The organism is Pantoea sp. RSPAM1, from assembly GCF_038816185.1.
GTDB lineage: Bacteria > Pseudomonadota > Gammaproteobacteria > Enterobacterales > Enterobacteriaceae > Pantoea > Pantoea ananatis.
The window spans coordinates 1,293,932-1,318,001 of the sequence record NZ_CP046137.1 but is presented as its reverse complement, the minus strand read 5'-3'; the positions used below and the strand labels follow the sequence as shown (position 1 = coordinate 1,318,001).

The window sequence follows — 24,070 nt, the reverse complement described above, 5'->3', positions numbered from 1 at the left end:
CGGCAGTTAAGTTAATTCACGGTTAAATATGTTATAGGAATTATCTTGTCTTCCCTGTAATGTCGTGTAAAACTTAGCCCGCTATCTAATACGGCTGCATGGTTTTCTCCAGCGCACCGTTCTTCAACCAGGCGTTTTCGCTCCAATACAAAATCAATAGAGAATATATGTCGCTGCATACACCCAAAGAGATCGCCCAACTGGCGATTCAGGCTGGCGTGGCAAAAAGCCATGCTTCCATTAGCTCCTTAATCATTCTTGGCTTCATGGCAGGTGCCTTTATTGCTACAGGTTTCTTGCTGGATGTTCATGTCATTAACTCTCTCCCTGCTGACTGGGGCTCATTTGGCGGCTTCTTAGGGGCTGCGGTGTTCCCGGTGGGATTGATCCTGACCATTCTGGCCGGTGGCGAACTGTTAACCGGTAATATGATGACGTTGCCTGTTGCCTGGTTTGCACGCCGTATTAGTGGCTACAGCGTATTGCGCAACTGGTTCTGGGTAACGATTGCCAACTTCCTTGGCAGCATCGCTATTGCCTGGTTCTTTGGACACATGCTGGCCATGACCGAGGGTGATTACCTGAAAAAGACCCTGGCGATTGCGAATGCTAAAGTCCATGCCGATTTCCTGCATGCGTTCATTTCTGGCATCGGTTGTAACTGGCTGGTATGTCTTGCCGTGTGGCTGGCCTTTGCCAGTAAAGACGTCGTCGGTAAGATTTTTGGTATGTGGTTCCCTGTCATGGCGTTTGTGGCGATTGGTTTCCAGCACGTTGTCGCGAATATGTTCATTATTCCTGCTGCGATCTTTGCCGGACAGATGAGCTGGGCTGAATATTTGCCTAACTTCGTGGCGGTATTCTTAGGTAACGCCGTCGGCGGTGCCGTTTTCGTTGGTCTGGCTTACTTCCTCGCTTTCCGTCCCGCAGCCGAGCAGCCAAGCACTGCGCAATAAACCATCCCCTGCCTTTTGTTGAGAGACAAAAGGCAATTTCGTTTCCTGTTACTTTCACGCGTTACGATTTGCTGTAATATGTATGGCTAATGTATTGAACAGGGACAGCATCGTGAAAAAGGAATGGCTAACTCCGGAAGAACTGGCAATCGAAACGGGCTACAGTCGGCAGACGGTGAACAAATGGATCAAACGCGAGAACTGGACGACTACGCCAAAACCCGGCGTTCAGGGCGGAAAAGCAAGACTGATTCATATTGATGAACGCGTAAAAAGTTTCATTCAGTCGACGCGCAACCTTAATGAACCCACGGCAAATTATACTCCCCCACCGAATTCATTACCTGCGTTATTGATAAGTTCTGTCCAGCAAATGAGTCAGAACGAGCAAGAGCAGCTCACGGCGTTGATTTTGCGGGAAGGGATAAAAGGTGTGCTTGACCGACTGGGCATTCACGAACAATAAAAAAACCGGAAGCGCGATGCTTCCGGTTTTTTTTCGTCTCAGACAATCACGTCCCGCAGCCTGGTCTTCATCGGTTAATGACAGAAAGCGCTCTGACGCCATCAGCCGCAAGCCGCCTCTCGTGTAAGAGAACGGTTACTGGCTCTGTGCTTCACGCTCAGCAATAAAGGCCAGTGCTTTTTCAATACGCTCAACGCTACGGCTGCGGCCAATGGCTTCCACCGTTACATCCAGTCCGGGAGACTGACCTGCGCCAGTGACGGCGACGCGCAGCGGCATGCCGACTTTGCCCATGCCCACACCCAGCTCATCCGCGCTCTCCTGAATAGCCTGATGCACCGTTTCTGCATTCCAGTCAGTCAAGGCGGCCAGCTTGTCGCGAACCACTTCCAGCGGCTGACGCGCGACTGGACGTAAATGCTTTTTCGCGGCATCGGCATCGAACTCAGCAAAGTCCTGATAGAAATAGTGACAGGATGCCGCCATCTCTTTCAGCGTCTTGCAGCGCTCGCCCAGCAAGGTCACCAACTTCGCCAGTTCCGGGCCAGTGCGGGTATCAATGTTCTGCTGTTCAATATGCCACTGCAGATGGGTTGCCACGTACTCGGGCGGCAGCGTATTAATATAGTGGTGATTTAACCACTGCAGTTTTTCGGTATTAAAGGCACTGGCCGATTTACTGACCGCATCCAGGCTAAACAGCGCCGTCATCTCTTTGACAGAAAAAATTTCCTGATCGCCATGTGACCAGCCCAGACGTACCAGATAGTTAAGCAACGCCTCTGGCAGATAGCCGTCATCACGGTATTGCATCACACCTACTGCACCATGACGTTTAGACAGTTTCTTACCGTCGTCACCCAGAATCATCGAAACGTGGGCATAAACCGGTACCTGTGCGCCTATCGCCTTCAGGATATTGATCTGACGCGGCGTGTTATTGATGTGGTCTTCACCGCGCACTACGTGGGTGATGCCCATATCCCAGTCATCCACCACGACGCAGAAGTTGTAAGTCGGTGAGCCATCGGTACGGCGGATGATCAGATCGTCCAGCTCCTGGTTACTGAACTCAATCGGACCGCGAATCTGATCGTCAAAAATAACAGAGCCTTCCTGTGGATTACGGAAGCGCACTACATGCGGCTCATCAGCGGCATGATGCTCATGGCTGTCACGGCAGCGGCCGTCATAGCGGGGTTTTTCGCCGTTGGCCATCTGCGTTTCACGCAGCGCTTCAAGACGTTCTTTCGAGCAGTAACATTTATAGGCAGTACCCGCTTCCTGCATTTCATCAATGACGGCATTGTAGCGGTCGAAGCGTTTGGTCTGGTAATAAGGGCCTTCATCCCAGTCCAGGCTCAGCCAGTTCATCCCATCCATAATAGCTTCGATGGCTTCCGGTGTAGAACGCTCAAGATCGGTATCTTCAATGCGCAGTACAAACTCGCCCTGATGATGACGGGCAAAGAGCCATGAGTAGAGTGCAGTACGAGCGCCACCTACGTGTAAGAAGCCGGTAGGGCTTGGCGCGAAGCGAGTTTTGATTTTCATTCAGTATTGCCTTAAATGCGCAGGTTCGTTGTCTGGATGACAAAAAACGGGTTAGACGCGAAAACAGTGCGCATATTCTAGCATCTGATGATGAATCCTCAATGCATGCAAGACAGCAGAGCGGCAGCAAAGCCTGTATTTCTGCTAAGAAAACCAGCACATTGGATAAAATCCCTGCGGGATGTTTAAAATTAAACCGAACGCACAATTATGTTTTAAAAAGCGTTGACTCAAAATCAACTATCCCTATAATGCGACTCCACACAGCGGGGGTGATTAGCTCAGTTGGTAGAGCATCTCCCTTACAAGGAGGGGGTCGGCGGTTCGAACCCGTCATCACCCACCACTCTTAAGAAGGTTTAAGGTGGCCCGCAGTGACAAGAGATAAGATATGGGTGATTAGCTCAGTTGGTAGAGCATCTCCCTTACAAGGAGGGGGTCGGCGGTTCGAACCCGTCATCACCCACCATATCTTAGTCAGATGACACTCTTGTGAAGCAGTACCGAAGTGGGTGATTAGCTCAGTTGGTAGAGCATCTCCCTTACAAGGAGGGGGTCGGCGGTTCGAACCCGTCATCACCCACCACTTCGGGTCGTTAGCTCAGTTGGTAGAGCAGTTGACTTTTAATCAATTGGTCGCAGGTTCGAATCCTGCACGACCCACCAATGTTGAAAGGCGCCCTAAAGGCGCCTTTTTGCTGTGCGTAAAACGTGCGGGATGAGAACCTGCCGCAGGTTCGACTGAATCGCAAAGCGATTCAGGCTGATGCGCCAGCATCACCCGCAGGGCGAGGCCCACCGGGCCGAGGCAATCCTGCACGACCCACCAAATTTAAAAAAAAGCGCCTTCAGGCGCTTTTTTCGTTTCTGCGCGCCGATATCTGACGTGCAGGATGAGAACCTGCCGCAGGTTCGACTGAATCGCAATGCGATTCAGGCTGATGCGCCAGCCTCACCCGCAGGGCGAGGCCAGTAAACAAGACTATCCTGCGCCACTCACCCTGTAAAACGTGCAGGATGGTCGTCCCTCAGACACGCCTGCAAACCGCCCTTCATTTTTCTCCTGCTGCGCAAACTGACGCCAGACTGTAAAAATCTTTTCGTAAAATTAACATTCTGGGGCATGAAGCTTTTCCACGAGCGTCCGATAACCTAATACGTCTAATTGCAAGGAGATCATAATGACAACTATTACAACCAGCACCCCCAGCATCGGCAGTGGCTCGACGTCAGACAGCACCAGCGCCTCATCAGATACGGCTGCACAAATCGCCAGCCTGAATAAGCAAATTTCTCGTCTCAACGATCAACTGAAAAGTCTGGGCGATGACAAAACGCTGACGACAGAACAGAAAAAGAAGCAGCAAGACGTTATCAAGGCGCAGATCCAGGTTTTAGAAGCGCAAATCCAGCAGTTACAACGCAAAGAGCAACAGAAAGCTGAAGCAAAGCAGGCACAAAAAGAAGGTAATACTGCATCTGCAGATGGCGTTAACCGTCCAACGCAGACCAATCAACTCGATGTCTATATCTAAAACGCCGGTCTGGACTCGCGTTGTTGCGTCAGCAATCTTGCCTGCTGACGCACCTCCTGCCAGATCGCTTCGGCCGCTGGCGTTAAAGAGCGATTTTTACGCTTAATTAAAGTCAGGGTGCGATTGATCTCCGGATAAAGACGGCGCACCGTCAGCGCCCGTCCTGCCGGAAGCGGTAACGCCAGCGCCGGTAAAATGCTAATCCCAATGCCGGCATCGACCATAGGAAACAGCGTCGCGGGATGGCCGATCTCCTGAACGACATTAACGTTGATATTTTGCTGGCGTAAAGCCGCATCAATTAATACCCGGCTGCCTGAAGCGTAATCCTGCAGCACCATCGTTCGCCCATCTAACAGCGACCAGTTTGCCTGAACAACGTCTGCGAGTGGATCGTCCTCACGACACAACAGCAAAAAAGGTTCATCCAGAATCGCGCAGCCGTCAAAATCGGTGTCGTTAAGCGGTCCGATCACGATGCCAAAATCCACTTCAGCATTGCGGACGCTTTCTAAAACCCACTGCTGAACGCGATCGTGCAAAATGATTTTTATGTCCGGATAGCTATGCTGGCTGGCAGCAAGGCACTGCGGCATCAGGTGCGCAGAGATGGTCTGACTGGCCGCGATGCGCACCGTGCCACTGCGCTGTTCACCATAGCTGCGAATATCAAGCAGCGTGGTATTTATCTCTTCCAGCAGCCTTTCCATGCGAGATGCCAGCTGCTGTCCGGCCTCGGTCAGCACCACTTCACGCGTCGTCCGGTCCAGTAGGCGAACGCCAATTTCATTCTCCAGCTCTTTGATGCTGTGGCTTACGGCCGACTGGCTCAGGCCAATCGCCTGCCCTGCCTGACTAAAACCGCCGTAGTGCGCTACAGCAACAAAGGTGCGAAGCTGACGCAAAGAGTAATTCATCGATTTCTCACATAGATTAATCTAATAAATCAATTTTATTTCTAAACCCACATCGCGCACAATCACTCCAGACTTAATTTAACCGGATTGTAACGATGGGATTTTTACGCATTGACCCAATGATGATTAAGCTGATCATCACTGTACTGTTGGCCTCTTTTATCCCGGCAAGAGGCGGGTTTGTCGACTTTTTCGAATACCTCACCACCGCAGCGATTGCCCTGCTGTTTTTTATGCACGGTGCTAAATTGTCGCGAGAAAAAATCATCGCAGGTAGCAGCCACTGGCGGCTTCACCTGTGGATTATGTGCAGTACATTTGTCCTGTTCCCGGCGATTGGCCTGTTAATTGTCTGGTGGCATCCGGTGAAGGTCGGCCCAGAAATTTATACTGGCTTCCTTTATCTGTGCATCTTACCTGCTACTGTGCAGTCCGCCATTGCCTTTACCTCAATGGCGGGCGGAAACGTTGCTGCCGCGGTCTGTAGCGCCTCGGCATCCAGCCTGCTGGGCGTTTTCATCTCCCCTTTACTGGTGAATCTGGTGATGGATGTTAACAGTAACGGGCCGGGCGATGGCCTGGAGCAGGTGGGTAAAATCATGCTGCAGCTGTTGGTGCCTTTTGTGTTAGGTCACCTGTCGCGCCGTTGGATCAGTGGTTGGGTGGAAAGACACCGCAGCCTGATTGGTATTACGGATCAAACGTCTATTCTGTTGGTGGTCTATTCCGCCTTTAGTGAAGCGGTGGTAAACGGCATCTGGAAACGGGTTGGCGTTGATACGCTGCTGTGGATTCTGGCGGGATGTCTACTGCTGCTGACTATCGTTCTGCTAATTAACTACTTTGCCTCTCGCCTGTTTGGCTTCAACCGTCAGGATGAGATCGTTGTCCTGTTCTGTGGTTCCAAAAAGAGTCTGGCAAACGGCGTGCCGATGGCGAACATTCTGTTCCCCGCCAGTGCCGTGGGCATTATCGTCTTGCCACTGATGATCTTTCATCAGGTGCAGCTGATGGTGTGTTCGTTTATTGCCGGACGTTATAAGAAAACCAACGCGTTACAGGCTAAAAAAGAAAAAGCCGCTGCGGTGGAATCGCAGAAGTAACCGAAACGCACAGGAAATTGCTGCCTCGTATGCTCACTATAACGAGGCAGCGTAATTATTCACCGCGCTTCAGGGGCTTCACCAGGCCTTCCAGCCCTTCAATTTTAATCGTCAACGTCAGTTGCATTAGCTCACCTAAATGTCCTGAAGGAAAGTCGCCATTGCGGGCGAACCACAACAGGTAAGGTTCAGGCAAATCAATCAGCACCCGGCCTTTGTATTTGCCAAACGGCATGACCGTGTTAGCTATCTCAACCAGATACTGTTTGTCCATGTCAGGCTCCCAGCAGTCGAATCATTTCAGCTTCATCAATCACGTCGATGCCCAGCTCCTGCGCCTTCGCCAGTTTTGAACCGGCCGCTTCGCCCGCGATTAGCAGATCGGTTTTCTTCGATACGCTTCCACTGACTTTCGCGCCGAGTTCGGTAAGGCGCGCTTTCGCATCGTCACGGTTCATCTGTGACAGCGAGCCGGTGAGCACCACGGTTTTGCCTGCAAACGGACTGTCAATCTCTTCCGCTTTAACCACCACCACCTGGGGCCAGTTGATACCAATGTCTTCGACCAGCTGGCGAATCACGTCGCGATTGCTCTCTTCTTCCATAAAGTGACGTACGTGCGTCGCCACCACGGTGCCCACATCCTGCACTGCAATCAGCGCGTCCAGATCGGCATCCATCACCTTTTGTAGCTCGCCAAAATGGTTCGCGAGGTTAGCCGCAGTCGCTTCGCCAACCTCGCGAATACCGAGCGCATACAGGAAACGCGCCAGCGTCGTGGACTTGGCTTTCTCCAGAGCGTCGACCACGTTCTGCGCTGACTTCGCGCCCATGCGATCCAGCCCGGTTAAGGTTTCACGGTTAAGCCGGAACAAATCGGCCGGAGTTTTAACGTACTCTTTCTCGACCAGTTGATCGATAATCTTATCGCCCATCCCGTCGACGTCCATGGCGCGGCGTGAGACAAAATGCTTCAGCGCTTCTTTGCGTTGTGCGCCGCAGATCAAACCACCTGTACACCGGGTGACGGCTTCGCCCTCGACACGTTCGACATCAGAACCGCAGACCGGGCACTGCGCGGGGAAAACGATCTCACGGGCGTCCTCAGGCCGTTCACTGGTGACGACATTGACCACCTGAGGAATCACGTCACCAGCACGGCGAATCACAACTTTATCGCCAATACGTAAACCAAGACGTGCTATCTCATCGGCATTATGCAAGGTCGCATTGCTGACCATCACGCCAGCCACCTGCACCGGCTCCAGGCGCGCCACAGGTGTAATCGCGCCAGTGCGGCCCACCTGGAATTCAACGTCGCGCACGACGGTCATCTGTTCCTGAGCGGCAAACTTAAAGGCCACCGCCCAACGCGGTGCACGGGCGACAAAGCCCAGCTTCTCCTGCAGATCCTGAGAATCGACTTTGATCACGACGCCGTCGATGTCAAATCCCAGTTCTGCACGCTGCGCGTCAACCTCGTGATAAAAGGCCAGCGCTTCATCCGCGTTATGGACCAGACGAATACGATCGCTGACTGGCAAGCCCCACGCTTTAAACTGTTGTAGACGCGCCATATGGCTGCGTGGCATCTCGCCACCTTCCAGCAGGCCAATGCCATAACAGAAAAATGTGAGTGGGCGTTTTGCCGTAATACGAGGATCGAGCTGGCGCAGTGAACCCGCCGCAGCGTTGCGCGGATTGGCGAAGACTTTACCTTCGGTGCGGCGCGCTTCCGCATTCAGCTTTTCAAAGCCGCTTTGCGTCATAAACACCTCGCCCCGCACTTCGACGCGGGCAGGAATGTTCTCGCCTTTGAGCCGCAGTGGGATCGCGCGGATTGTGCGCACGTTGCTTGTAATATTCTCGCCGGTCGTGCCGTCACCGCGGGTTGCCGCACGGGTTAACAGTCCGTCTTCATACAACAGGCTCACGGCCAGGCCATCCAGTTTGAGCTCACAGCAGTAGACCAGATCGTCGCTGCTTTTTAGCCGATCCTGCACGCGCTTGTTAAACGCTCTGAAGCTGGCTTCGTCAAAGGCATTATCCAGTGACAACATCGGCACTTCATGGCGAACCTGCTCAAACACCATCAACGGTGCGGCACCGACGCGCTGCGTAGGGGAATCCGGCGTAATCAGGTCAGGATGCTGCGCTTCGAGTTCCCGCAGTTCGCCCATGAGGCGATCGTATTCCACATCCGGTACTTCCGGTGCGTCCATAACGTGATAAAGGTATTCATGATGGCGCAGCGTCGTGCGCAGTTCGGTGATGTGTTCCTGGACGGATTTCATATAACCCCATCAGATAAAAAACCCCCGACAGGCGGGGGTTTATCATAACAAATTGAAAAGTGTGGATTAGTCCCGGGATTCAACCACATCGCGGATACGCGCTTTGTAGGTTTCCAGTTTTTGTGGCGTCATCATACGGCGCTCATCATCGAGAACCACACCGCCCACATCGTCCGCAATACGCTGTGCGGACTGTAGCATCAGCTTAAAGTTTTGATTCGCATCGCCATAGGACGGCACCATCATGAAGATGGACACACCGGGCGTGGTGAAATCAGTCATTTCATCCGGATTGAACGAGCCCGGTTTCACCATATTGGCCAGGCTAAACAGCACAGGGCCGCTGCCCGCCGGGCTGAGGTGACGATGGAAAATATTCATTTCACCAAACTGAAAACCGGCCTGCAAAATCCCCTGTAACAGGGCTTCACCATTTAGCTGACCACCGGAATGGGCGGCGACATGCAGAACCAGCACCGCTTCTTTCGGCTTGCTGCTGGCTACAGGGCACGCTTCAGGTTGCTTAGGTGGCGGCGGGCTGACGACCTCAGGCGCGGGTTCAGGCTCGGCCTGATAAACGGGATTGGGCTGAACGGTATCCAGCGGGTCAGAATCCAGCAGAGGATCTGCCTGTACCGGTGGCGCAACAAAGGTTGGCTGAGGCGCGGGCTGCTGACGTGCAGGCGCTGGCCGCGGCTGTGCGGGTTCAGGCTTGGGTGCTGGCGCAAACAGGGGATCGCTTTCCGGCGCTGATGTGGCAGGCTGGCGTGCACGCTGTGGCGTTACAGGCGCGTGCTGCTCGTCTGGCTGCGTATCGCGAATATCATCGAAGTGAGGTTCCTGATGGTCGCGGGCATGGCGCACACGCACTTGACCCACGCCGTCATCAACGTCGTCGGTAAGCGTCTCATCATCATGTTCATCACGTTGTTTCAAACGTTTGTGCGGGCGATCGCGGAAGACTGAAGAGCGCTCTTTACGGCTGGTCCACAGTCCGTGAATAAGAAGCGCTATAATGGCGATCGCGCCAACAACGATTAATATCAGACGCAAATCCTGCATCATTGTATTCTCTGTTGTTCCAATACCTTGCCACCGCGGCAAACTTTATTCTCTAACTGTATTTGCCCTGCCAGATAAGTGCAAGTCTGTGCAGTATTTTCTCACAAATAAGATAGACCACCCACGCTTTTTCGCTGTTTTTTTACCCAAACGGCACCTGGAGAGGTGAAAAAGCCAGGTTATAGTAGAGGCGCCTTACCATCTTCAGGAGAACGGGCTTTATGGTTGTCAACAATTCGGTTTCCGCTTTTAACGGTTTGCATTACTTCAGCGAGGGCTGGAAGCTGGTCAGATTGCCCGGTATTCGACGCTTTGTGATTATCCCTTTACTGGTCAACATCCTTCTGCTGGGCGGGGCTTTCGTATGGCTTTTTTACCAGCTTGATAGCTGGATCCCGCAGTTGATGTCCCACGTTCCCGACTGGCTACAGTGGCTGAGCTATTTGCTGTGGCCGCTGTCGGTGATTTCCGTGGTACTGGTGTTCAGTTACTTCTTTTCCACCCTTGCCAACCTGATTGCCGCCCCCTTTTGTGGGCTACTGGCCGAACAACTGGAAGCGCGCCTGACCGGCAAACCGCTGCCTAACAGCGGCTGGGTAGGCCTGCTCAAAGATGTTCCCCGCATTATGAAACGCGAATTGCAGAAGCTGGGCTACTACCTGCCACGCGCGCTGGGCTTACTGCTGCTCTACTTTATTCCGGGCTTTGGGCAGACCGTCGCGCCCGTTTTATGGTTTATGTTCAGCGCGTGGATGTTATCGATTCAGTACTGTGACTATCCTTTCGATAATCATAAGGTGGGTTTTCAGCAGATGCGCCAGGCGCTGCGTCAGCACAAGACGGCAAACTTGCAGTTTGGTGCGCTGGTCAGCCTGTTTACAATGATTCCGGTCGTTAATCTGGCCATCATGCCAGTAGCAGTTTGTGGCGCAACGGCAATGTGGGTCGATCGTTATCGCGCAAAGCTTGCTCGTGGCACCTGAGCTAAATCATCAACTATCCTTATGCAATTTCTGGCAGGTCTTATTGCCATGAGACATATAGATATATGATTTCTTTCCTTCCGCCAGAAAGAAGAACAGGTATGCTCTGAGGGTTCCCAATAATTCATACAGTTAAGGACAGGCTATGAGCAAGATTTATGAAGACAACTCTTTGACAATTGGTCATACGCCGCTGGTTCGACTGAACCGCATCGGTAACGGCCGCATCCTTGCGAAGGTCGAGTCCCGTAACCCGAGCTTCAGTGTGAAATGCCGTATCGGTGCCAATATGATTTGGGACGCGGAAAAGCGCGGTATTCTTAAGCCTGGCATTGAACTTGTTGAGCCGACGAGCGGCAACACCGGCATCGCACTGGCCTACGTAGCGGCGGCACGCGGCTATAAACTGACGCTCACCATGCCGGATACCATGTCTGTTGAGCGGCGCAAGCTGCTGAAAGCGTTAGGCGCAAATCTGGTGCTGACCGAAGGCGCAAAAGGCATGAAAGGTGCCATCTCAAAAGCTGAAGAGATTGTTGCCAGCGATCCCGACAAATTCCTGCTGCTGCAGCAGTTCAGCAACCCGGCTAACCCGGAAATTCATGAAAAGACCACCGGCCCGGAAATCTGGGAAGATACGGATGGCGAAGTGGACGTGTTCATCGCCGGTGTGGGTACCGGCGGTACCCTGACCGGGGTAAGTCGTTACATAAAAAACACCAAAGGCAAAAAAGAATTGATCACGGTTGCGGTTGAGCCAGCCGACTCACCGGTCATTGCCCAGGCCATGGCGGGCGAAGAATTGAAACCCGGCCCCCACAAGATTCAGGGGATCGGTGCTGGCTTTATTCCAGGCAACCTGGAACTGTCGCTGATTGACCTGGCAGTGGCTATCACCAACGAAGAAGCCATCTCCACTGCACGTCGTCTGATGGAAGAAGAAGGTATCCTGGCCGGTATTTCATCTGGTGCCGCCGTTGCCGCCGCGTTGAAGCTGCAGGAAGATGAAGCTTACGCCAATAAAAATATCGTCGTGATTCTCCCCTCTTCCGGCGAGCGCTATCTCAGCACCGCCCTGTTTGCCGATCTCTTTACCGAAAAAGAGCTGCAATAGCCCGAACAGGGTGCGGATAATTGCCTAAAAAGCACCCGGATGGGTGCTTTTTTGTGGCCCAGATCTCACTTTCACCATGTCGCAGATTGATTTCACTCACGTGGCTCTGGTATTTAGACTGCCAATTATTTCGAAGCCTGAAATTAATCCTCCTTTGAAGTGGATCAAGCTGAGTCAAGATTCAGATTTAGTGAAAGGGCAAATCACGGCATAATTAACCGGTGACGTGCTCAAATCGCTTTTTGACACTCAGCGGGAATGAAAGACTCATTCAAGCGCATTGTTAGACAGTAAGATGTATACCCGCGCACCTTCACAGGCTAAAGTTAGGGCTCCAGGCTAGACTTTAGATCCATAACACTAATCCTGAAAAAGTTGGGGAAATAGAATGTTCCAGCAAGAAGTTACCATTACCGCACCAAACGGACTGCATACTCGCCCTGCTGCGCAATTTGTCAAAGAAGCTAAAGCCTTCCAGTCAGAAATCACTGTCACCTCCAATGGTAAATCTGCCAGCGCTAAAAGCCTGTTTAAGCTGCAGACGCTGGGTCTGACCCAGGGCACCGTTGTGACCCTTTCTGCGGAAGGTGAAGATGAGCAAAAAGCCGTAGAGCATTTAGTTAAGCTGATGGCGGAACTGGAGTAACGTCCTTTCTGCACCGCTTTAAAACGACTCTTCTGCGCCATTGCGTGCAACATCTTGATCGCGGACAAACTGTCCGCGTTATTGCTTTCGTAGAGTACGTGTCCCACGACTATGGCAATGCAACGAGTCCAGTCAGCCATCGTGATTAAAAGGTAGGGTTATGATTTCAGGCATTTTAGCATCACCAGGTATCGCTTTCGGCAAAGCTCTGCTGCTGAAAGAAGACGAGATCGTCATCAACCATAAAAAGATTTCAGATGATCAGGTTGAGCAGGAGATTCAGCGCTTTCTTCAGGGCCGCGGCAAAGCGGCTGAACAGCTGGAAGCCATTCGCATTAAAGCCAGCGAATCCCTGGGTGAAGAAAAAGCAGCGATCTTCGAAGGCCACATCATGTTGCTGGAAGACGAAGAGCTGGAGCAGGAAATTACCGACCTGATCAAAAAAGATCACGCAACTGCCGATGCCGCGGTGAATTCCGTGATTGACGCTCAGGCTAAAGCGCTGGAAGAACTGGATGATGAATACCTGAAAGAGCGTGCGGCGGACGTGCGCGACATCGGTAAACGCCTGCTGCAAAATATTTTAGGTCTGCATATTGTCGATCTGAGTGCAATCCAGGACGAATCTATTCTGGTGGCGAAAGATTTAACGCCGTCAGAGACCGCACAGCTAAACCTGAAAAAGGTGCTGGGCTTTATTACTGACCTTGGCGGTCGCACGTCGCACACGTCCATCATGGCGCGTTCGTTAGAAATTCCAGCGATCGTCGGCACAGGTAACGTGACCACCTCCATTAAGAACGGTGACTTCATCATTCTGGATGGCGTGAACAATGCGATTCACGTCAATCCGTCTGACGCCGTTCAGGAAGAGCTGAAAGCGGTTCAGAACCAGTATCTGTCCGAAAAACATGAACTGGCCAAGCTGAAAGATCTGCCCGCGGTAACCCTGGATGGTCATCAGGTTGAAGTCTGCGCCAATATCGGCACCGTGCGTGATATCGCCGGTGCAGAGCGTAACGGCGCTGAAGGTGTCGGGTTGTATCGCACCGAGTTCCTGTTTATGGATCGCGATTCGCTGCCGACTGAAGAAGAGCAGTTCCAGGCTTACAAAGCCGTTGCTGAAGCGATGGGCTCGCAGGCCGTTATCGTGCGTACCATGGACATTGGCGGTGATAAAGACCTGCCTTACATGAACCTGCCGAAGGAAGAGAACCCGTTCCTGGGCTGGCGCGCCATCCGTATTGCGATGGATCGTAAAGAAATTCTGCATGCACAGCTGCGCGCTATTCTGCGTGCCTCCTCATTCGGTAAGCTGCGCATCATGTTCCCGATGATTATTTCGGTCGAAGAAGTCCGCAGTCTGAAAGCCGAGCTGGAGATGCTTAAAGCGCAGTTACGCGAAGAAGGCAAAGCGTTTGATGAGTCAATCGAAGTCGGCATTATGGTCGAAACGCCTGCCTCAGCCGTGATTGCCCGTCACCTGGCGAAAGAAGTCGACTTCTTTAGCATTGGGACAAACGATTTGACGCAGTATACTCTCGCAGTAGATCGTGGTAATGATTTGATTTCGCACCTGTATAACCCAATGACACCGTCAGTGCTGAACCTCATCAAGCAAGTTATTGATGCGTCTCATGCTGAAGGTAAATGGACTGGCATGTGTGGTGAGCTGGCAGGTGACGAACGTGCTACACTACTGTTACTGGGAATGGGGCTGGACGAATTCAGCATGAGTGCCATTTCTATCCCTGGCATCAAGAAAATTATTCGTAATACACATTTCGAAGATGCGAAGGCGTTGGCAGAGCAGGCACTGGCTCAACCTACGGCGGAAGACTTAATGAACCTGGTCAACAAGTTCATTAAAGAAAAAACGCTCTGCTGATCCACGAGATGCTGGCCCCAAATTACTGCTTAGGAGAAGATCATGGGTTTGTTTTCTAAACTTTTTGGCGAAAAAACAGATAGCGCTGGGACAATTGATATCGTAGCGCCTCTGTCAGGCGAAATCGTGAACATTGAAGACGTACCAGATGTGGTGTTTGCAGAAAAAATCGTGGGTGACGGTATTGCGATCAAACCAAGCGGCAACAAAATGGTTGCGCCGGTTGACGGGACTATCGGCAAGATTTTCGAAACCAACCACGCCTTTTCAATCGAATCAGATAACGGCATTGAGCTTTTTGTTCACTTCGGTATTGATACCGTTGAACTGAAAGGCGAAGGCTTCAAACGTATCGCTGAAGAAGGTCAGAAGGTTAAAAAAGGCGACGTGGTTATTGAGTTCGATCTGGCACTGCTGGAAGAGAAAGCAAAATCAACGTTGACGCCTGTTGTCATCTCCAACATGGATGAAATCAAAGATCTGACGAAGCTTTCTGGTCAGGTCATTGTGGGTGAAACCCCTGTGATTCGCATCAGGAAGTAAACGAAAAACGGCACCTGAGGGTGCCGTTTTTTTTGCTCGTTTTCCGCGTTAATCCGGCTGCCAGCGCGGCAAACGCAGCGTGAGCTCCAGCCCGCCTTCCGGTCTATTGACGGCGTGCACTTCCCCATGATGCGCCAACACCACTTTACGTACGATAGCCAAACCCAGCCCGTAACCTTTGCCCATCAGCGGCGAATTCACGCGTACAAACGGGTCAAAGATGCTGGAAAGTTTGGTTTCTTCCACACCCGGCCCCTGGTCACGTACGTGAATAGCCAGCCACTGCGATTCCACCTTCAGGCTCACATGAATACGTTGTCCCGGCAGCGAGAAGCGCAGGGCATTGCGTAATACGTTTTCAATGCCACGGCGGCACAGTTCCGCATTGCCTCGCACCGTATGATCGGCGCGCTCATCAACGTCATACACGACATCCACACCAGGGATCTGCGCTTCATAACGCAAGTCTGTCACTACCGCCTCCAGCAATCCCGCAAGGTCAAAATAGTGTTCTCCCGGCATGCTTTCGTGTTCTGCACGCGCCAGAGCCAACAGCTCGCCAATCATCTTATCAAGCCGTTGCGCTTCTTCGTCAATGCGATCCAGTGAAGTACTGACATTCTCTGGCCTTTGACGTGCCAGCCCGGTGGCCAACTGCAGGCGAGCGAGCGGTGAGCGCAGTTCGTGAGAGATATCGTGAAGCAGCGCCTCACGCGCCTTCACCAGCGTATCCAGCCGTTCTACCATCGCATCGAATGCCTGAGCCACGCTCGACAGCTCATCGTGGCGTTTACGCAGCGCCGGGTAAAGCCGGACGCGTAAATCCCCATTAGCCACGCGCGAAAACCCTTCGCGCAGCTGTCGCATCGGCCGGGTCAGGTTCCAGGCCAACAGCAAACTGAACAGCAGCCCTACCGAACCAGCAAAAATAAACATGGGTTCGGGTATGTTCAGAAAGTTGTGTGGTCGCCCTTCCCGACTCAGTTTACGCATTCCTCTGAGGTCATACATCAGTTCATAATCGTTGCCGTCTGCACCCTTTACCTGACGCACCAGCCGATCGGGGAAAAACGCTCTATCAGTGGTATCGGAAACCGGCGGCGGCGCGCTGACGGCGGGCTGAAGGTCATCAACAGGACTCATGCTCAGGAACTGGCGTTCCTCAGGCGTCCACTCTGCTGTCATCACCTTGAGTGCGGCTGGCCCTTCACGTTCCAGCACGGACGTGGCTGATGCCATTAACACATCCGCCAGACGCTGTGTTACCTGGAGTTCAGGCGGATGGTGGCGGGTTCCGGAAAGTGAAAACCCCAGCCAGATAAGCTGGCTAATGATGAAAAATACCAGCCAAAAGCCCAGCAGGATTTTCCAGAACATGCGTCCGCGATAGCTGTGACTCATCGAATGCGATAGCCAATGCTGCGAACGGTCTCAATCGTAATGCTCTCTGCCGTGAGCGCACTGAGCTTCTGACGAATATTACTGATGTGAACATCCACGCTGCGATCGTAAGCTTCGCGCGGTCGGCCCAGACCTTTTTCTGACAGTTCGTCTTTCGTCACTACCCGGTCGGGTGAACGCAGCAGCAAATCGAGCAGGTTAAATTCTGAGGCGGTCAGGTCAAACGTTTTGCCCTTCCACTCCGTAATCCGCCTGGCAGAATTAAGGGTGAGCTCGCCCCACTGCAGTATCTCTTTTTTGTCCTGCTGGGGTGCAAGCTCCTCAACCCGTCGCAGGACCGCGCGCAAACGTGCAACCAGCTCGCGGGGATAACAGGGTTTGGGCATATAGTCATCCGCGCCCATTTCCAGCCCGATGACCCGATCAATATTATCGCCTTTGGCGGTCAGCATAATTACCGGCAGGCGGCTTTGCTGACGAACCTGACGCAGCACGTCGGTGCCGCTCATATCGGGCAACATAATGTCCAGTATCATGGCGCTAAACTCCCCCGACAGCGCTCCCTGAACCCCGGCACTGCCGGTTAACACCAGCTGAGCGTCAAAACCTTCTGTTATCAGGTATTGGCTTAACATGGTGCCTAACTCTACGTCGTCATCTACCAGCAAGATTTTCATTGTTATCTCTCATGCGTAACTGGCGCTATTTTGAACCGAGCCAACGTAATGCGCAGCCGGTTTTACGCGATCCTTACAGATGCGACTAAGCATAGTGCCAACTCCGGTAAACAAAAAAGGCTTATGCGCCCTGGTGGGCAACACACGCCTTTTTTAACGCATCGGTAATAAGGAGGACGCTACTGATAAATTCCGGTTGAGAGATAGCGATCGCCCCGGTCGCAGACGATAGCCACCACCACGCTCCCCGGATTCGCCCGGGCGATGCGCAGTGCGCCAGCAACCGAACCGCCGGAACTGACGCCGCAGAAGATGCCTTCACGTCGCGCTAACGCGCGCATGGTTTCTTCGGCTTCCTGCTGTCCCATATCAATGATGTCATCCACCAACTCAGGGCGATAAATGCCCGGCATGTAAGCCTGCGGCCAGCGGCGGATGCCGGGAATGCTGCTGCCTTCGGTAGGCTGCAGGCCAATCACCTTAACGCCGGTCTGGTGATCCTTTAAAAACCGGCCTACGCCAGTAATGGTTCCCGTGGTACCCATGCTGGAAACAAAGTGGGTCATTCGCTGTTTCGACTGCTGCCACAGCTCAGGCCCGGTGGTTTGGTAATGGCCGAGCGGGTTATCCGGGTTATTGAACTGGTCCAGTACCCTGCCTTCGCCCCGTGCCGCCATCTCCTGAGCCCGATCGCGTGCGCCTTCCATCCCCTGCTCGCGGCTAATCAGCACCAGTTCTGCGCCGTAGGCGCGCATCGCATCCTGCCGCTCCTGACTCATGTTGTCGGGCATCAGCAGCCGCAGCCGATAACCCTTCATCGCGGCAATCATCGCCAGCGCAATGCCGGTGTTGCCACTGGTGGCTTCGATCAACTGGTCGCCCGGAGTAATGTCACCGCGCAACTCGGCCTGGTGGATCATCGACCAGGCGGCCCGATCTTTCACTGAACCGGCAGGGTTATTCCCTTCCAGCTTAAGCCAGACTTCACTGCCGTTGTCAGGCGCCAGGCGCTGTAATCTGATGAGCGGCGTATTGCCGATAGTGTCTTCCAGAGTGGTCACGATGCATTTCCTGGCAAAACCCTCTCCGCCCTGATCCAGGCCACAGCCCGGGTTATCGCGGTATTCAGGTCATTAAAAAGGCGGGACACTGTCCCGCCCTGCGTGAAAAAGAAAATATCAGGCGCTGTGTGCAAAGGCAACCGCCCGTAACGGTGTCGCGCCCTGGTACAGTCGGGCCTGCTGAAGCCCCACGAACAGGCGCTCGCCGCGCAATGGCGCGGTCTGTTCACCGTCAAAGACCAGCGAGAAGGGCTCGCTCTGCCATCCCGTTGGCTGCACCACCAGCTGCCAGAAGTGACCACGAGGACTCACTTCTAAGACCTGAACGGGCAGCGGCGTTTCCAGGCTGCTTCGGCGCGAAACGTCGATTTCCCACGGGCGCAGGAACAGATCGACCGCGCCCTGATGTGCAGAGGTATAGCCTAACGGCCAGTGGTGCGCCCCGACATGGAACTGAGAACCATGCACTTCACCATCGAAGCGGTTAACCTCACCCAGGAATTCCAGCACGAAGCGCGTGGCGGGATCGCGCCAGACTTCATCCGGCGTCCCCACCTGTTCGATGCTGCCCTGGCTCATCACCACCACGCGATCGGCCACTTCCATCGCCTCTTCCTGATCGTGCGTGACGAACACGCTGGTGAACTTCAATTCTTCGTGTAGCTGACGTAACCAACGGCGCAGCTCTTTACGCACCTGAGCGTCCAGCGCACCAAAGGGCTCATCCAGCAACAAAATTTGCGGTTCCACGGCCAGGGCTCTTGCCAGTGCGACGCGCTGCTTCTGCCCCCCGAAAGCTGGGCCGGGAAACGGTTCGCCAGATGGGAAAGCTGCACCATCTCCAGCAGGCGCGTGACGCGTTTTTTTATTTCCGCACTGGACGGACGCTCACGGCGCGGCAGCACGGTCAGGCCAAAGGCAATATTGTCGAAGACCGTCATATGACGGAACAGCGCATAGTGCTGGAAGACAAATCCGACCTGGCGATCGCGGGCGTGCAGGCGGCTGACATCGTGGTCGTGAAAACGAATCTGACCGCTGTTCTGATGTTCCAGTCCAGCAATGATGCGCAGCAGCGTAGTTTTACCCGAACCGGACGGCCCCAGTAAGGCCACCATCTGGCCAGACGGAATATCCAGTGAGATATCGTTCAGCACCGCTGTGCGACCAAAGGATTTGTTGATCTGGTTAATCTCAATGCTCATGATTGTCCTCCAGTTGCAGGCGTTTGTGCTGTTGCTCTAAACGCCATTGCACAATGCTTTTCAGAAACAGCGTCACGATTGCCATCACGGTCAGTAAGGCTGCGGCAGTAAAGGCGCCCACCGTATTGTAATCCTGATGCAGCAATTCAACCTGAAGCGGTAAGGTATAGGTTTCACCGCGAATAGAACCCGAAACCACGGAAACCGCGCCAAACTCACCAATTGCGCGGGCGTTGGTCAGCACGACGCCATACAGCATGGCCCAGCGAATATTCGGCAGCGTCACGCGACGGAACATCTGCCAGCCCGAGGCACCTAACAGCACCGCGGCTTCATCTTCATGGCTGCCCTGGCTCAGCATCACCGGCACCAGTTCGCGCACCACAAACGGACAGGTAACGAAGACGGTGACCAGCACCATGCCAGGCCAGGAGAACATCACCTGAATATTATGGGCATCCAGCCAGCCGCCCGCCGGGCCATTGATGCCCCAGAACAGCAGATACATCAGGCCCGCCACGACAGGCGATACCGCAAAGGGAATATCGAACAGCGTCAAGAGCAGCTGACGTCCTGGAAAGGTAAAGCGTGTCACCAGCCAGGCCAGCAGCGTGCCGAACACTAAATTTACCGGCACAGTAATCAATGCAACCAGCACCGTGAGCCCTATGGCATGGAGCATGTCGCTGTCGGTCAGATTGCTTAAGGTGATGCCCAGTCCTTGATGCAGGGCCTCCCAGAAGATGGACACCATCGGCACGACCAGCAGCAGCAAGGATATCAGCGCACCGAGACCAATAAGCAGCCACTTGGCCCAGTTAACAGGCTGGCGGTCAGCATGATTGAGTTGCGAAATCTCTGCCATTAATGGCCTCCCAGACGACGACCAAAGCGGCTTTGTAAGGTATTGATAGCGAAAAGTAACAGCAGCGATGCCGCCAGAATGACCGAGGCAATGGCGCTGGCTGCCGGATAGTCAAACTCCTGCAGGCGCACGAAGATCATCAGCGAGGTCACTTCAGTTTTCCAGGCAATGTTGCCGGCAATAAAGATCACCGCACCAAACTCGCCCAGACTGCGGGTAAACGACAGCGCGGTGCCCGCGAGTAAGGCCGGTGCCACTTCAGGCAGAACGACCCGGCGGAAGCTCTGCCAGGGCGTGGCGCCCAGCGTTTGAGCCGCTTCCTCATACTCAGGCCCCAGCTCTTCCAGCACCGGCTGCACGGTGCGCACCACAAACGGAATACTGGTGAAGGCCATTGCGAGCGCGATACCGATCCAGGTATAGGAGATCTTGATATCGAGATGCGCGAACCACTGTCCGTACCAGCCGTTCACGGAAAACAGACCGGCCAGCGTCAGGCCAGCAACGGCGGTCGGCAGCGCAAACGGCAGATCCATCAGACCATCGAGCAGCGTGCGGCCCGGAAAACGGTAACGCGTTAAGATCCATGCCATTAACATGCCGAATACGGCATTAAACAGTGAGGCCACTCCGGCCGACAGCAGCGTGACCTTATAGGCTGCGATGAGCTGCGGATTGGTGACAACGTCCCAGTATTGCTGCAACGTCATCTGCGACAGCTGCATAATCAGTGCGCTGATTGGCAGCAGCAGCACCAGGCAGGTAAAGAGCAGGCTGGTGCCCAGGCTGAGACCGAAACCGGGCAGGACGCGTTTTTGGCTGGCTGCAAACATGATCACCGCCCCGCCGCTAATAACTGGTCCAGCTCGCCACCGCTGGCGAAATGGGTTTTCATCACGGTGTCCCAGCCGCCAAAAATGTCTTCAACACGAAACAGGTTCGTGGCAGGAAAACGGGCTTTTTGCTGCGCCATTAACTGCGGATTGTTCACGCGGTAATAGAAATCCGTAATAATTTTCTGCGCCGCAGGAGAATACAGCCAGGTCAGATAGGCTTTCGCTGCATCGGCTGTTTTATTCTGCTCGACGTTTTTATCCACCCAGGCAACGGGAAACTCCGCGAGAATATCGGTTTTAGGCACCACGACTTCGTAGTCGTCTTTGCCGTACTGGTTGCGGATGTTATTCACTTCAGACTCAAAACTGATCAACACATCACCCAGACCGCGTTCAGCAAAGGTGGTCGTCGCACCTCGGCCACCGGTATCGAAGACTTCAACATTTTTCAGAAATTTTGTCATAAAAGCGCGGGTTTTAGCCTGATCGCCCCCGTCAGCGTTGCTGGCGGCGCCCCAGGCAGCAAGATAGGTATAACGTCCGTTGCCGGAGGTTTTGGGATTAGGAAAAATCAGCTTCACATCGTCACGGGTTAAATCAGACCAGTCGTGAATCTGCTTTGGGTTTCCCTTGCGCACCAGGAACGCCATGGTGGAGTAAAACGGCGAACTGTTATTCGGCAGGCGGGTTTGCCAGTCGGCAGGGATCAGTTTGCCTTTATCGTGCAGTACCTGCACATCGGTGACCTGGTTATAGGTCACCACATCGGCACGCAGGCCTTGCAGGATCGCCAACGCCTGTTTGGATGACCCGGCATGGGACATCTTAATGGTCAACTTGTCGTCAGGATGGCTGGCATCCCACTGGCTGACAAACGGCGCATTCAGGGCGACGAATAATTCACGTGCAACATCGTAAGAGCTGTTCAACAGCTCGGTCGCGTTTGCGGCACCGGCCAGACTCAGCGACAGTGCGAGTCCGCTCACGATCTTTTTCATCGCTGGTAAGGTCATGGTTCACCCTGAGGAAATTTGATGCAGATCTCATCTGCTGATACAGCAGTTTATTTATAACTCAGCGTAAACCCGTAACGGTTTTATATATCGTTTACTGATTTCAAAGTCGAAAAAGGCATAAGGCGGCGGGAAAAGACAGAAGAAAAACAGAATTGGACGCGCAGGGCCGGTTATGCCCTGCGGTTGAGCGGTGTAAAAATAGACTTAGCGCTGCCAGACAATTTTGCTGAGCGTCCAGCTCTTGAGTGTGTCATCCGACGGCATTAAGCCTTCCGGGCCGTGCCAGGTGCCGCTGTAAACGTAGCGAAGATGCTGACTGTTGGGCGCGCGACACTCCACGTCACGGTTGTCCAGTCCGCTCGCCAGCACGCAGTTATTGAAGGCTTTGTCGAATTTGGCGCTAAACGCGTCACCGACTTTGCTGCCGTCGGCGCTGGCGATACGGCTGTCCAGCACCTCAATGCGATCGACCTGCGTCTGACCATAAATCACCAGCATCACTTTGCCGTCATCCATAGCCTGCCAGAATGACACAACCTGGCCGTTATGGCCGCGCATGCCCTGACGCAGATCGTACTTGCCTTTCAACCCCTCTTTTATGGCGGCTTCGGTCATGGCCGTTGAGCCATTGATGCCGCCCACGCCCTGCTCTGTGGCCGTAAGCGAGGAGCCAAACCAGTTCCACGGCAGCGCAGCAGACCAGTGATAGCTCAGTGGATTCCACCAGCTTACCTGCTGGCTGCTGTTAGCATCAGTACCGGAGGAACTGGCACACCCACTGACCAGCATGGCCACAGTCAGTAACGTGTAACGAACAGCTTTCATGAAAACTCCTGTTAATAAAAGAACATTAAGGCAGAACTGATTGGAGTCGCAAAGCGGCAAAAAGTTTATTCAGCATGCGGTTGGGGTAAAAAGCAGGCGCGAAGCCGAACGCTGCTGAATAACCAGAGCAGCGCGAGCAGATCGAATAGCGTCAGTAACAGGGGAAGCGGTGAACTGAGGAAGTCCGCCAGATACAGCTGTGCGCCTTGCCAAATCAGGTTAACTGCTACGGAAAGCATCAACACCTGACGCCAGCTGCGCCACAGTCGGGGCAAACGCGAACGATAGCCGGTCAGCAGCAGGCCCGCCAGCGCCGGTAAGCCAAGCGCCAGCCCTACCCAGAAGGCCTGGCGATCGGGGTAAAAGAGCGCCAGAAGATCGTTTCCCTGCTGGCGTGAGGCGCCAGCCATGATCAGCAGCAGCCAGGTACGCGACTGCAGCAGCAGAATCAGCCAAAAAAGAAACGGCAGGCGCAGCTGACCTTTATCGTCGTACTCTTCAGGCGGCCAGACGGAATTAATATTCACGATCTTCGATTAAACGTTTACCCAGCAACACCACATCGACCGTTTCATAGTCGAGTTTTTCATAAAAGGCGACGACCTGATCGTTCTCTTCACGCACCATCAAATGGATTTTTGGGCAGCCGCGCGCAATGAGCTTTTTTTCAAGTCGGTTCATCAAGGCATTGGCAAAACCGCGCCCCTGATAGTCAGGATGCACGGCCAGATAGTAGGCCGCCCCGCGATGCCCGTCGTAGCCGCCCATGACCGTTCCGACGACTTCACCGCCCACTTCAGCCACCAGAAAAAGATCGGCGTCGTGATGCATTTTGCGTTCGATATCCAGTTCCGGATCGTTCCACGGGCGTAACAAATCACAGCGTTCCCAGAGCGTGATCACTTCTTCAAAATCTTCCTGGCGGAAGGTGCGGATTTCCATCTTCTTTTCCTGCTATTTACCACAATTTGCTGATTATCACGCTTTCTTCGTCGGGCGCAACCCTCCCCACTGGCGGCAACGTTAAAAAAAAGGGATTTGGCTGTTAGTGAGCTGAAATACAAAGTAATAACCTGAAATGCTTGAAAGATCGCCCTGGCGCTAACGTTAAGCTATAACACTT

The 24,070-nt window shown here is 53.5% G+C and carries 23 protein-coding genes, 4 tRNA genes, 2 other RNA genes and 1 pseudogene; 15 read left to right on the top strand and 15 right to left on the bottom strand.

Annotation, left to right across the window (positions count from 1 at the left end; all coding sequences use genetic code 11):
• Positions 1–167: 167 nt before the first annotated feature.
• Positions 168–956, top strand: a complete 789-nt coding sequence (locus GKC68_RS06810; protein ID WP_028725094.1) for a formate/nitrite transporter family protein — start codon at positions 168–170, stop codon at positions 954–956.
• Positions 957–1,068: 112 nt separating this feature from the next.
• Entirely contained in the window at positions 1,069–1,422 is a 354-nt protein-coding gene (locus tag GKC68_RS06805; RefSeq protein WP_047715334.1) for a YfeC-like transcriptional regulator, read from the top strand.
• A 135-nt stretch (positions 1,423–1,557) separates the two neighbouring features.
• On the opposite strand, the gene gltX is transcribed toward GKC68_RS06805, so the two are convergent.
• Positions 1,558–2,976, bottom strand: coding sequence for a glutamate--tRNA ligase (gene gltX / locus GKC68_RS06800; protein ID WP_047715335.1), 1,419 nt, complete (start codon positions 2,974–2,976; stop codon positions 1,558–1,560).
• A gap of 270 nt (positions 2,977–3,246) precedes the next feature.
• Between gltX and GKC68_RS06795 the strand changes: the two genes are divergently transcribed.
• From GKC68_RS06795 to GKC68_RS06765, 7 genes are all read left to right on the top strand, one after another.
• A tRNA-Val gene (locus tag GKC68_RS06795) sits at positions 3,247–3,322 on the top strand.
• 47 nt (positions 3,323–3,369) lie between these two features.
• Positions 3,370–3,445, top strand: a tRNA-Val gene (locus GKC68_RS06790).
• Between the two features lie 41 nt (positions 3,446–3,486).
• Positions 3,487–3,562: transfer RNA gene (locus GKC68_RS06785), tRNA-Val, on the top strand.
• A 4-nt stretch (positions 3,563–3,566) separates the two neighbouring features.
• Positions 3,567–3,642 (top strand) — tRNA-Lys (locus tag GKC68_RS06780).
• A 31-nt stretch (positions 3,643–3,673) separates the two neighbouring features.
• Positions 3,674–3,805: non-coding RNA, RtT sRNA (locus tag GKC68_RS06775), on the top strand.
• 43 nt (positions 3,806–3,848) lie between these two features.
• Positions 3,849–3,978: non-coding RNA, RtT sRNA (locus tag GKC68_RS06770), on the top strand.
• A 179-nt stretch (positions 3,979–4,157) separates the two neighbouring features.
• On the top strand, positions 4,158–4,511 hold the full coding sequence (locus GKC68_RS06765; RefSeq protein ID WP_028725097.1) for a FlxA-like family protein: 354 nt from the start codon (positions 4,158–4,160) through the stop codon (positions 4,509–4,511).
• Here GKC68_RS06765 and GKC68_RS06760 read toward each other — a convergent pair.
• On the bottom strand, positions 4,508–5,428 hold the full coding sequence (locus GKC68_RS06760; protein WP_028725098.1) for a LysR family transcriptional regulator: 921 nt from the start codon (positions 5,426–5,428) through the stop codon (positions 4,508–4,510). The two genes, GKC68_RS06765 and GKC68_RS06760, sit on opposite strands and share 4 nt — an antisense overlap.
• Before the next feature lie 95 nt (positions 5,429–5,523).
• On the opposite strand from GKC68_RS06760, the gene GKC68_RS06755 reads away from it, so the two are divergent.
• Positions 5,524–6,531, top strand: a complete 1,008-nt coding sequence (locus GKC68_RS06755) for a bile acid:sodium symporter family protein (RefSeq protein ID WP_028725099.1) — start codon at positions 5,524–5,526, stop codon at positions 6,529–6,531.
• Between the two features lie 55 nt (positions 6,532–6,586).
• On the opposite strand, the gene GKC68_RS06750 is transcribed toward GKC68_RS06755, so the two are convergent.
• The 3 genes from GKC68_RS06750 to zipA all read right to left on the bottom strand — a co-directional run bounded on the left by GKC68_RS06750 (position 6,587) and on the right by zipA (position 9,890).
• Positions 6,587–6,805 carry a DUF3820 family protein gene (locus GKC68_RS06750; RefSeq protein ID WP_058706617.1) on the bottom strand — a complete coding sequence of 73 codons (219 nt, stop codon included), beginning with the start codon at positions 6,803–6,805 and terminating at the stop codon, positions 6,587–6,589.
• 1 nt (position 6,806) lies between these two features.
• Entirely contained in the window at positions 6,807–8,825 is a 2,019-nt protein-coding gene (gene ligA, locus GKC68_RS06745) for an NAD-dependent DNA ligase LigA (protein ID WP_342656692.1), read from the bottom strand.
• Between the two features lie 66 nt (positions 8,826–8,891).
• Positions 8,892–9,890 carry a cell division protein ZipA gene (gene zipA, locus GKC68_RS06740; protein ID WP_342656691.1) on the bottom strand — a complete coding sequence of 333 codons (999 nt, stop codon included), beginning with the start codon at positions 9,888–9,890 and terminating at the stop codon, positions 8,892–8,894.
• A gap of 218 nt (positions 9,891–10,108) precedes the next feature.
• On the opposite strand from zipA, the gene cysZ reads away from it, so the two are divergent.
• The 5 genes from cysZ (at position 10,109) to crr (ending at position 15,061) form a co-directional block, all read left to right on the top strand.
• Complete coding sequence (gene cysZ, locus GKC68_RS06735) at positions 10,109–10,870, top strand: sulfate transporter CysZ (protein ID WP_342656690.1); 762 nt, start codon at positions 10,109–10,111, stop codon at positions 10,868–10,870.
• 145 nt (positions 10,871–11,015) lie between these two features.
• Positions 11,016–11,984 (top strand): cysteine synthase A, encoded by a 969-nt coding sequence (cysK, locus tag GKC68_RS06730; RefSeq protein ID WP_028725104.1) that lies wholly within the window; start codon positions 11,016–11,018, stop codon positions 11,982–11,984.
• A gap of 388 nt (positions 11,985–12,372) precedes the next feature.
• Complete coding sequence (gene ptsH / locus GKC68_RS06725; protein ID WP_003848868.1) at positions 12,373–12,630, top strand: phosphocarrier protein Hpr; 258 nt, start codon at positions 12,373–12,375, stop codon at positions 12,628–12,630.
• Between the two features lie 160 nt (positions 12,631–12,790).
• Positions 12,791–14,518: a phosphoenolpyruvate-protein phosphotransferase PtsI gene (ptsI, locus tag GKC68_RS06720; protein WP_028725105.1), complete on the top strand. Its 1,728-nt coding sequence runs from the start codon at positions 12,791–12,793 to the stop codon at positions 14,516–14,518.
• 42 nt (positions 14,519–14,560) lie between these two features.
• A complete protein-coding gene (crr, locus tag GKC68_RS06715) occupies positions 14,561–15,061 on the top strand; it encodes a PTS glucose transporter subunit IIA (RefSeq protein WP_013026642.1) in 501 nt (166 codons plus the stop codon).
• A gap of 48 nt (positions 15,062–15,109) precedes the next feature.
• Here crr and GKC68_RS06710 read toward each other — a convergent pair whose 3' ends face one another.
• From GKC68_RS06710 to GKC68_RS06665, 10 genes and pseudogenes are all read right to left on the bottom strand, one after another.
• Positions 15,110–16,462 carry an ATP-binding protein gene (locus GKC68_RS06710; protein ID WP_058706614.1) on the bottom strand — a complete coding sequence of 451 codons (1,353 nt, stop codon included), beginning with the start codon at positions 16,460–16,462 and terminating at the stop codon, positions 15,110–15,112.
• Complete coding sequence (locus tag GKC68_RS06705) at positions 16,459–17,139, bottom strand: response regulator transcription factor (protein WP_013026644.1); 681 nt, start codon at positions 17,137–17,139, stop codon at positions 16,459–16,461. Before GKC68_RS06705 ends, GKC68_RS06710 begins: the two co-directional genes overlap by 4 nt.
• 179 nt (positions 17,140–17,318) lie before the next feature.
• Positions 17,319–18,200 (bottom strand): cysteine synthase CysM, encoded by an 882-nt coding sequence (gene cysM, locus GKC68_RS06700; protein WP_028725107.1) that lies wholly within the window; start codon positions 18,198–18,200, stop codon positions 17,319–17,321.
• A gap of 117 nt (positions 18,201–18,317) precedes the next feature.
• Positions 18,318–19,405 (bottom strand): annotated as a pseudogene (gene cysA / locus GKC68_RS06695) (sulfate/thiosulfate ABC transporter ATP-binding protein CysA).
• Positions 19,395–20,270, bottom strand: a complete 876-nt coding sequence (gene cysW / locus GKC68_RS06690; protein WP_058706613.1) for a sulfate/thiosulfate ABC transporter permease CysW — start codon at positions 20,268–20,270, stop codon at positions 19,395–19,397. The pseudogene cysA and the gene cysW overlap by 11 nt, the downstream one beginning before the upstream one ends.
• On the bottom strand, positions 20,270–21,103 hold the full coding sequence (gene cysT, locus GKC68_RS06685; protein ID WP_342656689.1) for a sulfate/thiosulfate ABC transporter permease CysT: 834 nt from the start codon (positions 21,101–21,103) through the stop codon (positions 20,270–20,272). Before cysT ends, cysW begins: the two co-directional genes overlap by 1 nt.
• 2 nt (positions 21,104–21,105) lie before the next feature.
• On the bottom strand, positions 21,106–22,119 hold the full coding sequence (locus GKC68_RS06680; protein ID WP_047715342.1) for a sulfate ABC transporter substrate-binding protein: 1,014 nt from the start codon (positions 22,117–22,119) through the stop codon (positions 21,106–21,108).
• A 207-nt stretch (positions 22,120–22,326) separates the two neighbouring features.
• Positions 22,327–22,947, bottom strand: coding sequence for an RpoE-regulated lipoprotein (locus tag GKC68_RS06675; RefSeq protein WP_028725110.1), 621 nt, complete (start codon positions 22,945–22,947; stop codon positions 22,327–22,329).
• Between the two features lie 65 nt (positions 22,948–23,012).
• Positions 23,013–23,474, bottom strand: a complete 462-nt coding sequence (locus tag GKC68_RS06670; protein WP_058706611.1) for a DUF2919 family protein — start codon at positions 23,472–23,474, stop codon at positions 23,013–23,015.
• Positions 23,464–23,889, bottom strand: coding sequence for a GNAT family acetyltransferase (locus tag GKC68_RS06665; protein ID WP_006117810.1), 426 nt, complete (start codon positions 23,887–23,889; stop codon positions 23,464–23,466). The genes GKC68_RS06670 and GKC68_RS06665 overlap by 11 nt, the downstream gene beginning before the upstream one ends.
• Between the last annotated feature and the right edge of the window lie 181 nt (positions 23,890–24,070).